Annotated in this window: 2 protein-coding genes; both read right to left on the bottom strand. The window is 59.2% G+C overall.

What is annotated here, in order from left to right:
* Positions 1-310: 310 nt before the first annotated feature.
* The gene (locus ACT3R4_RS18315; protein WP_336269971.1) at positions 311-1,462 is read right to left on the bottom strand and encodes an IS91 family transposase; all 1,152 of its coding nucleotides are present in this window, start codon (positions 1,460-1,462) and stop codon (positions 311-313) included.
* Entirely contained in the window at positions 1,455-2,312 is an 858-nt protein-coding gene (locus tag ACT3R4_RS18310; RefSeq protein ID WP_342585315.1) for a tyrosine-type recombinase/integrase, read from the bottom strand. Before ACT3R4_RS18310 ends, ACT3R4_RS18315 begins: the two co-directional genes overlap by 8 nt.
* Between the last annotated feature and the right edge of the window lie 124 nt (positions 2,313-2,436).

Genomic DNA, 2,436 nt, shown 5'->3' with positions numbered 1-2,436 from the left:
AACAGTGAAGCATTTATTCGCCGTGCGGAGCATGGCGCATAAATGCCTGTTGGACTAAGGCGCGTCCATCAGGCGGCTATTTAATAGGGGATTGTATTGACGGGCATGTGGCCGGAGGCAACAAACCGTGCATAGGCATGTCTGTGGTAACGCGCTCTAGTGGTGAGATTCGCCATCATTTCAGTGCCCCCGAACCTAAGTTAACCCAATGTAGCGCGCTTGATGGCTAAAATCCATCACCGAGACGAACGTAGCCGCGACCCGCGAGTGGGCCGGTTAGCCTAGTCCGTTGTCGTCGTATGGCGTTACATCATGCTCGATAGCGTTGCTCCTTGTGGTTAGGCGGTTGATCGTAGAGGGGGCGCTGGGGGGTGAGCGTCCCGATCATCCGTAATGTGAGTTGCTTGCAGTGTGGACAGGTGTAGGCCAGTTCCGCATCGCTGGCAGCCATATCGACATCCGGTGCTTGCTCAACAACCGCTAACGCTCGACGAATCTGCACCAAACGTTGCCGACGGCAGCGATTGGCCAGAAAACCGTAGTGACGCACCCGCATCAGTCCCTTGGGCAGGACGTGGAGCAGGAAGCGGCGCACGAACTCCTCACCACCAAGGATGAGTTGCTTGTGTCGGTCGTGGTCGCGATAGTCCTTGTAGCGTAGGGTCACTTGCTGGTCATCTACAGCCAGGATACGCGCGTTGCTGATGGCGATTTGGCGCGTGTAGCGCGCTAGGTAGCGAACCACCGCATGGGTGTGTTCAAGGCAGTCCTTGCTGTAAACCACCCACTCAGTGGCCATCAGCGTGTTCAGTTGAGCATCGACGTCACCGGGTCGGGTGACTCGGTGGAGATCGCCTGCACTGGCGGCCTGGCGCAGGGCGCTCACCATGTGCCCGCGAAAGTGGCGTGACAAGGCCCGCACCGGGAACAAGTAGTTGCTATGCGCTCCACGCCAGCGGCCATCGTCCCCCAAAGCACCACCTGGAACCAAACAGTGCAGGTGCACATGCTGGCTCAGGTTCTGGCCCCAGGTGTGAAGCACGGCAATCATCCCCAGCTCGCCGTCAAGGCGTTTGGGATCTCGTCCAAAAGTGCGTAGCGTTTGCCAGGCACTCTGGAACAGCAACCGGTGAATCACCTCGGGATGAAGCTGAACCCAGCCATTAAGGCTGTGCGGTAGCGTGAATACAACGTGGTAATAGCGCACCGGCAGGATATTGGCCTGCTGACGCTCAGCCCATTGCTCCATGGCACGGCCTTGGCACTGTGGGCAGTGACGATCGCGACAGCCAAAGTAGCGTGGCTGTACGTGGGCGCAGTCGGAGCACTGCAAGATCATCCCGCCCATCGCCTCCGTTCGGCAGGCCAGCAGATGGGTACACACCCGTTGGCGCTGGCGGTCAAGACCGGTTGGATCGAGGAAGCGGATCAGCGCCTGCTGCAAGGTAGCGGCCTTAGTCATGGCTCACCTCCAAGGCGGCTACCAGGTCAATATGACACTGATCTCCCCCTTGCTGGCTCGGTAGCCAGTGCAGGTAGCGCATCGTCGACTGGAGGTTGCGGTGGCCCAGCAGCCGCTGGAGCTGATGAACGGGCAGGCCCTGCTCCAAGACATGGGTGGCATAGGCATGGCGCAGACTATGGATGCCACCGACCCGCTCGACTCCGGCCAGGCGCTTGGCTTGGGTAAAGGCCTTCTGCGGCGCACTGGCGTGCAGTGCTTGATCGGGAAACAGAGCGCTCGGGAACAGCCATGTGACTGGCCGGTAGGCGCGCCAGTAATCGCGCAAGCGATCAAGCAGGGTCACCGGTAGTAGCACCATACGATCCTTGCCGCCCTTGCCCTGCGTCACACGGAGTTGGTAACGCTGGCTGTCGATGTCACTGACTCGCAGGTGGCAGACCTCGGTCACACGCAATCCACAGCCGTAGCACAGTTCGAGCATCATGCGATGCTTGGGGTTTTGGCAGGCGGCCAGGATCCGCCGAACCTCGTCGCGGGTCAGCAGTTCTGGAATCCGCTGCGGTTTTTTGGGGACGGTGAGCGGCACATCAAACGACGGCCACTGCAACACGTGCAAGTACAGGAACCGCACGCCGTGCAGGTAGACACGACAGCTGGCGGCGGACAAACCGCGCTCCTGAACCAAGTGATTAAAGAAGTGTTGCAGGTCGTCGGTACTCAACGTGTCTGGCGGACGGTGGAAATAACGTGCCAGATCAGTAATCACCATCAGGTAGGTGTTGTGGGTACGTTGCGCAAAGCCACGCTGACGCATGGCCGCGATCATCTTCTGTCGCAAGGCAGTCATCGTCGTCACTCCTGTTGTTTGACCCACGTGGGTCAATCAACAGTGTGGCCCGATGAGGCGAAAAACGTGGTTCGTCGACAGCTACCGCGAAGCGGTTTAGTTCAACAGTGATTATATAGCCAGC

The organism is Halomonas sp. AOP7-E1-9, assembly GCF_052376035.1.
Taxonomy (GTDB): Bacteria; Pseudomonadota; Gammaproteobacteria; order Pseudomonadales; family Halomonadaceae; genus Vreelandella; species Vreelandella citrativorans.
This window is presented reverse-complemented; position numbering and strand designations above follow the sequence as displayed.

Excerpts from the sequence above, each read along its gene's own strand:
- ACT3R4_RS18315 (WP_336269971.1), bottom strand. The coding sequence starts at position 1,462 with ATGACTAAGGCCGCTACCTTGCAGCAGGCGCTGATCCGCTTCCTCGAT.
- ACT3R4_RS18310 (WP_342585315.1), bottom strand. The coding sequence starts at position 2,312 with ATGACTGCCTTGCGACAGAAGATGATCGCGGCCATGCGTCAGCGTGGC.